The following is a 6833-nucleotide window of genomic DNA, read 5'->3' as shown; positions in this document are numbered from 1 at the left end:
GTTCCGGCCTTCGCCGGAATGACGTGAGGCTATGCCGAGCGTCACTGCAAGATGGACAATCCGCACATCAAAAAAATGGGGCGCCCCAAGGCGCCCCAATGACTGTGGAACCGCGAAGCGCTTACTTGCCGCTGGACGACGAAGACGCCGGCGCGGCCGTATCGGAGGCCGGTGCCTTGGGTGCGGCTTCCGCGCCTTCGGCCTTCTTGGCCTCGCCGCGTGCATAGACGATCACCTTGCTGCCGCCATCGCACTGGCCGACCACCTTGCCATCGCCGGCCTGGTCTTTCGAAACCACATCGAGCGTGTAGTTCGACACGTTGTTGGCTTTGATCTTGGCGTCGATGCCGGACTTCACATCGTCGCACGACGCGTGCGCGGCGAACGTGGCGGACATCAGGACCAGGGCGAACAAGCTAAACCGGGCTTTCATGCAAACCTCCATGGTGGGTGAAAACGTGGTGAGTGTAGAGCAGCCTCGGCGCGCTTGCCACGTCACGGCAGCCCCTACGCTTGCACCTACGTCCCCTCGCGTATTGCCGCTCATGTTGAGCTTGTAAACCCGCGCCCACTTTCGGAAACGGTCGATACGCCCGCGGCCACGCCGGCGTGTCCGTGGAGGCGCCGAATGCCACGGAATCTTCCGCGCCACGTCGCCTGCGCGCTGCAGGCGCGCCAGTGAAGTCAGGGTCCATGCATCATGCCTCATCCGCCACGCTCTGCTCGGAACTGCCATGTACGAAAGGTAAGATGCAGGACTCTTTTACGAAGCCTGGAGCCATTCGTGCGTTTCGTTTCGCTCTGCCTGATCGCATTATCCTGCGCAACCCTAAGCTGTTCCGGTTGCGCAGCCACCGTGCCGGGGGCGCATCGCGCCATCCACGGCAGTACAACGTCGCAAGGCTTCGCGCATCCCGGTTTGCTGCATACCGATGCCGATTTCACGCGCATGCGTACGGCCGCCGCGCAACAACGCGAGCCATGGCTGCAAGATTGGCAACTGCTTGTCGCGAACCACCATGCTTCGCTCGACTGGAAACCGAATGCGCAATCGATCGTCTATCGCGGCTCCGACCATGTCCATCACGAAAATTATGGCGCGCTGTACAACGACGCCGCGGCGGCCTATGCGTTGGGCTTGCGTTGGAAGATCTCCGGCGACGACACCTATGCGGACAAGGCGGTCGCCATACTCAACGCATGGTCGGCCAGCCTGACGCCGATCGAAGGCAGCTCCGATCGTTTTCTCGCCTCCGGCATCTATGGCTATCAACTGGCAAACGCTGCGGAAATCATGAGAGGTTATCGCAAGTGGCAACCGGCCGATTTTCACCGGTTCCAGGCGATGATGCTCAACGTGTTCTATCCCATGAACCACGATTTCCTTACCCGCCACAACGGCGCCAAGATCGATCACTACTGGGCCAACTGGGACCTGGCCAATATGGCCTCGATGCTGGCGATCGGCGTGCTGGCCGATCGCCGCGACATCTATGACGAGGCCATCGCCTATTTCAAGCATGGCGACGGCAACGGCTCGATCGAGCACGTCGTGTGGAAGCTTTATCCGAACGGCCTCGGCCAAGTGCAGGAGAGCGGACGCGACCAGGGCCACACCATGCTGGACATCGCACTACTCGGCACGTTCTGCCAGATGGCCTGGAACCAGGGCGACGACCTGTTCGCTTACGACAACAACCGCGTATTGCGCGGCGCCGAATACGCCGCCCAGTACAACCTGGGCGAGGACGTGCCTTATACGCCGTACAAGAACAGCGACGTTAGCCAGGATGCGATTTCAGCCGGTGGGCGCGGCAATGCGCGGCCGATCTGGGAGCTGCTCTACAACCATTACGTGATGTTGAAAGGCTTGAAAGCGCCGCACGTTCAGGCATATGCGTTGAAGGTGCGGCCGGAGGGCGGCGGCGGGGATTACGGGCCGAACAGTGGCGGCTTTGATCAGTTGGGGTATGGCACGTTGACGTTTACGTTGCGATGAGTTGGCCCTATGCAAACGATATTCCTGCAACTGACGACAAAATAGATGATCCGTTACCGTCATTCCGGCGAAGGCCGTAATCCACCGCCAGTACGACGCATGGATTCCGGCCTTCGCCGGAATGACGGTGAGGGATAATGAAGTACTCCGGAAACGTATAGATACGCGCTTAATAAAAACCTAGGGCCTGTTTACACTATTTGCGTGGCCCGCGCTGGGAGCTGTTTGCCCGCCAGACAAGAAAGAGCGAAGAAGTGTACGTCGGTACACGACTTAAGTGATGACGCAGGATGGCGGGCAAACAGACCCTAGATCAAGGCGCAGCCGACAACGCCTCTTTGATCGCCTGCTTCGCCAACTTATCCATCACCGCATACCCTTGTGTATTGGGATGCACCCCATCGATCGCCAGTTTGGCGATAAACCCACGATGGCCATCATCCAGCCACGAGAAGTAATCCAGATACACCAACCCGTTCTCCTTCGCATACCCTTTCATCCAATCGTTGATCTTGCGAATGGTCTCGACCGATTGCACCTCCGGCCGCCACGGGTATTTGGCCACCGGCGTGATCGAGGCGAGGATCACGCGGATATGATGCGCGCGCGCCAGCTCCACCATGCTCTCGATGTTTCCCTCGATCGCGTCGATCGAAGTCGGCCCAGTGTTGCCGGCAATGTCGTTGGTGCCAGCCAGGATATGCACCGCCGCCGGATGCAAATCGATCACATCCTGGCGAAAACGCAGCAGCATTTGCGCGGTGGTCTGCCCGCTGATGCCGCGGTCGATCACGTCGTTGGTGAACATGCCCGGATCCGCATCGATCCACGCCTGCGTGATCGAATCGCCCATGAAGACCACGCGATGGTCCGTCGCCGGCGGCAAGGTGGTGTTGGCCTGGCGATAGCGGCACAAGCCGCCGAAATCGTAACGCTGGTGTTGTTCGTCCCAGGCTTTGGAAGCGGCGGCGAGGGCCTCTTGCGATGTGCGGCGTCTTAATGCGGGGCCTGGGACCTCAGGCGGAGGAAGAAGCATGGCGCAGGGATCGTCCACCACGCCTACGGCCTTGGGAGGAACTACGGTGTTGGACGGATTTGCGGTTGGCGATGACTGGACTACCGCGACGTTGCTTGCAAATGCAGTGACCAGGATAAAAGAGAGCGGCACCGAAACCTTCACGTTTTGATCTCCACGTTGTTTCACACAGCAATGCACAAAATCGGAAATGACGGCAAGGCACGATAAAGCTTTCCGACGAAAATGTAAGCAAGCACATCGACCTATTGGATGTTGCCGCGCTCATTGCATGACACCACGCGGTTCTTCAGCACAAGCCGTCCGAACACACCAATACCATCCTTCGTTGCAATCCAATGCATCGAGGCGACCATCAGCCATTGGCCACGGTTGCGAAAGCCGGCTTTCAAAGGTCGACGAAGGCCTCTTCCTCGCCGGCGATAAAAAGCCGCACGCCCTTGCGCGGATAATCGCATACGTCCTGTTCCAGGCGCTGCCCGACCACGAAGAACACCAATGGCTCGCTGCCCGTATTCGTAAGCACATGCGCCGGGCCGCCTCGCGCAAAGCCAAGAAAATCACCCGCAGCCACGTTGCATACCTGGTCCCCGATGGTTGCTTGGCCATGGCCGGAAAGGATGTACAGACACTCCTCTTCGTACAGGTGCCGATGGTATTCCGAGGATTCGTGGCCCGGCATGATGGTGATGATCATTGCGCCCAGCTGGGTCAATCCTGTTGCATCGCCCACGCATTTCTTGTGACGAATCGCGTTGGGGTTGAGATTGTGGACGGAAACTTTGGGGCTCATCGCTGCGATGTCCGCGGCCGTCAAAAGCTCGTTGGGTTGTTTCAAGATGGCATGTCCTTTTTATCTATGTGACGCTTGCGTCAATGGGTGGATTGAAGCCACGCAGTACTTCGCCAGAATGACGGCAAGGCAAGCGTGAAGCCTATCGCACAAACGAGTCTCCTACAGCGCGGTCACTGGTGGCCATAAGTTACGCCGGTCTGCCAACAACGTGCTAGCCTGCCGCGATGAACCGGCCTTGCTTGATGTTAGTCTTTCTTGCTCTGCTGTCTTGTTCGGCGACAGCAGAAATGGCTACCGGTCTGTTTAAAGACGTGGTGTTCTCCCGCTACAGCGATCTATCCAGCAGCGGTGAACTTGCTCGCCGCCTGATGAGCCCATTCGATGCCTTGCGCATGCAGGCGCACGCCGCCGCTGACGCGGGCGGTAAACAAACCATTTCGCTGAAGCAGGAACGCTTCGCGATGTACGTTCCGGCCAAAGAACCGCCGGGTGGCTATGCACTGTTGGTGTTCGTACCGCCTTGGGATCAGGCCGAAGTACCGTCGCGTTGGACGCGGGTGTTGGAACGCCGCGGCATCATCCTGGTTACGGCAGCCAACTCCGGCAACGATGCCAACGCGTTCGACCGGCGCGCGGCACTCGCGTTGCTCGCCGCCACCAACGTCATGGCGCTCTATCACGTCGATCCGCAACGGGTCTATGTCGGCGGCTTCTCCGGTGGCTCGCGTATCGCCATGCGCCTGGCGCTGGGTTATCCGGACCTGTTCCACGGTGCCTTGCTCGATGCTGGCAGCGATACTGTCGGCCGCACCATCTCCCCACCACCAAAACCGCTACTGGAACAGTTCCAGACCTCCAGCAGGCTCGTCTACCTCACCGGCCAGCAGGATAGCTTTCATCTGGACATGGATAGCCACAGCCGACATTCCCTGGCCGAATGGTGCATCACCGATGTCCAGACCATCCTCATGCCATGGGTCAGCCATGAACTTGCAGAACCGGGTGCGCTGGAACGTGCCCTGATCGCGCTTGAACAACATCATCCACCCGAAGCTGGCAAGCTCGAAGCCTGCCGCGCCCAGCTACAGCAGGCGCTTGACGCGCAACTCGATCAAGCACAGCAGTGGATGCAAAGCGGCAAGACGGATGAAGCCTTGCAATGGCTTCGCCGCATCGACACGCATTACGGCGGATTGGCTGCGCCACGCAGCGTCGAACTGGCAACGCAGCGATAGCTTTTTCCTCCCGCCGAACCCGTAGGTTGGGGTGCAAACCCCAACATCGGATATATGCGCGCATGCAATGTTGGGGTTCGCACCCCAACCTACGATTCGGTTTGTAGCTACTTACCAGCCGATCCCGAATGCCATGTGTTCCGGCTGCTGCGTGGTTATCGTGGTGCTTTGGTCGTTGTTGTCGTCATACGAGAATCCGTAGGCCAAGCCGCTTACCGAATGTTGATGCCAGAACCACGCGTAGAAGTTCGCCGGTGACGAGAATGGGTAATAGGCCGATGCGTTCGCCCAGTTCGCCGTGTTCAGCAGCACACCGCGATTGGTCGCCGCGCAGATCTGGTTTTCCAGCTGCAGCTGGATGGCGTTTTCATCCTGCTGTTGCGCCGAACTGCCTGCTACGCCGGAAGCCATCGTGCCCGCGCACAACAATACATCCTGTGTGGACGGTTGTTGCACCATGAAGGTCTCGCCGACGTTGGCTGCAGCCGGATTGATCTCGGTAAAGGTCAAGGCCGAGCCGGAAGCCCTGCCGCTGAACTGCCGTCCGTTGACAGTGATGATCACCGGCGAGCTGCTGTACTGCGACCATGCGCTGGCGATGTAGCTGTCGAAATATTGGCCGTTGCTACCGCCTGCATGGAAGGTAGTTTCCGCAGGCGACAGGATGCGCAAGTTGTCCGGCGTCGGCGTGTGGAAAGCGGCCGGGGTCTGGCTGATGTACTCCTGGTCGAGGTCGGCGATCGATTCGTTGATGCCTACCTGCATGTGGTAGGTCTCGCTGGCGCCCCACACATCCAGCAGCAGCGGCAAGCCGAACTGGTTTACCTGGGTGGTGTTGATGAAGATGCCACCGTTGCTGGCGTAGTTGAATTCATACCAGTCGTAGTGGACGTTGATGTTCGGATCGGTGTTGTTCTGCGGGTTCGGCCCGGCGTAGCCATTATTGCCGCCGTTCGCGCCGGCCATGATCGGCATGTACAGCGGGCTGCCTTCGGAGATGTAGATGCGGCCGGAGGTGATCGGCGGCAGCTTGAGCTGATGATTGGCCTGGGCCAGCGTGAAGGCGTAATTGGGATACGTCTGTCCATTGGGCCCCACCAATGCATTGGCCGCAGTGTTGTCAGCGACCGTGGCAGGCGTGATGGTGCCGTCGTAGTTGACCCATGACAGCGCGCCGGTGGCCGGATCGTTGCCGAGAATCTCGACATAGATCTGGCTGTCGGCCCATGCGCCGCGCGTATTGTTGTTGAGATCGGTAACGATGTAGCCCGGAACGACGGTGTAGTTCGGCGCCAGTTTCACGCTCAAGGTCGCTGCCGGCGACGTCACCGAACCGGTGGCGTTGCTCACCTTTACCGTAAAGCTCGCGGTGTTGTCCGCATAGGTGGTGCCTGGCGTGGTGTAGCCCGCACCGGTGGCGCCCGGGATGGCGGTGTTGTTCTTGTACCACTGGTAAGCCAGCGTACCGCCGCTTGCCGCCACCGAGAACGTGGCCGTGCGTCCGATCGTCACGGCTTGGTTGACAGGCGATGTGATGATGGCCGGCGCGGAGGCCGTAACTGTCGCCGAGGTAGTCGCCGTGGCGGAATCCACCGGGGATGCACCGGCCGCATTGACCGCGTCGACGGCGTAACTGTACGTGGTCGACGCAGCCAAACCGGTGTCGCTGTACGTGGTCGCCGTCACGCCACTCGCGACGACCGTACCGTCGCGAGTGATGGTGTATGTGACACCGGATGCCGTCGACGCCGTCCAGCTCAAGTCGAT

The 6833-nt window shown here is 59.7% G+C and carries 6 protein-coding genes; 2 read left to right on the top strand and 4 right to left on the bottom strand.

The features are described 5' to 3' along the window. Positions 1-121: 121 nt before the first annotated feature. The gene (locus ACTHNE_RS19040; protein ID WP_324938443.1) at positions 122-433 is read right to left on the bottom strand and encodes a DUF1161 domain-containing protein; all 312 of its coding nucleotides are present in this window, start codon (positions 431-433) and stop codon (positions 122-124) included. Positions 434-856: 423 nt separating this feature from the next. Here ACTHNE_RS19040 and ACTHNE_RS19035 point away from each other — a divergent pair, with 423 nt between their 5' ends. After that, positions 857-1999: an alginate lyase family protein gene (locus tag ACTHNE_RS19035; protein ID WP_324938446.1), complete on the top strand. Its 1143-nt coding sequence runs from the start codon at positions 857-859 to the stop codon at positions 1997-1999. A 313-nt stretch (positions 2000-2312) separates the two neighbouring features. On the opposite strand, the gene ACTHNE_RS19030 is transcribed toward ACTHNE_RS19035, so the two are convergent. Then, positions 2313-2915, bottom strand: a complete 603-nt coding sequence (locus ACTHNE_RS19030; protein ID WP_440270041.1) for an SGNH/GDSL hydrolase family protein — start codon at positions 2913-2915, stop codon at positions 2313-2315. A 508-nt stretch (positions 2916-3423) separates the two neighbouring features. After that, positions 3424-3873 (bottom strand): cupin domain-containing protein, encoded by a 450-nt coding sequence (locus ACTHNE_RS19025; RefSeq protein WP_324938453.1) that lies wholly within the window; start codon positions 3871-3873, stop codon positions 3424-3426. Positions 3874-4118: 245 nt separating this feature from the next. Between ACTHNE_RS19025 and ACTHNE_RS19020 the strand changes: the two genes are divergently transcribed. Continuing rightward, positions 4119-5066, top strand: coding sequence for a hypothetical protein (locus ACTHNE_RS19020; RefSeq protein ID WP_440270040.1), 948 nt, complete (start codon positions 4119-4121; stop codon positions 5064-5066). 111 nt (positions 5067-5177) lie between these two features. On the opposite strand, the gene ACTHNE_RS19015 is transcribed toward ACTHNE_RS19020, so the two are convergent. Next, positions 5178-6833 (bottom strand): beta-1,3-glucanase family protein (locus ACTHNE_RS19015; RefSeq protein WP_440270039.1); only part of this gene is annotated, 1656 nt, incomplete at its 5' end.

Origin of the sequence: Dyella sp. (genome assembly GCF_051954575.1) — a bacterium.
Classification (GTDB): Bacteria; Pseudomonadota; Gammaproteobacteria; order Xanthomonadales; family Rhodanobacteraceae; genus Dyella_B.
Note: the sequence above shows the minus strand (reverse complement) of the source record. Positions and strands in the feature narration are given on the sequence as shown.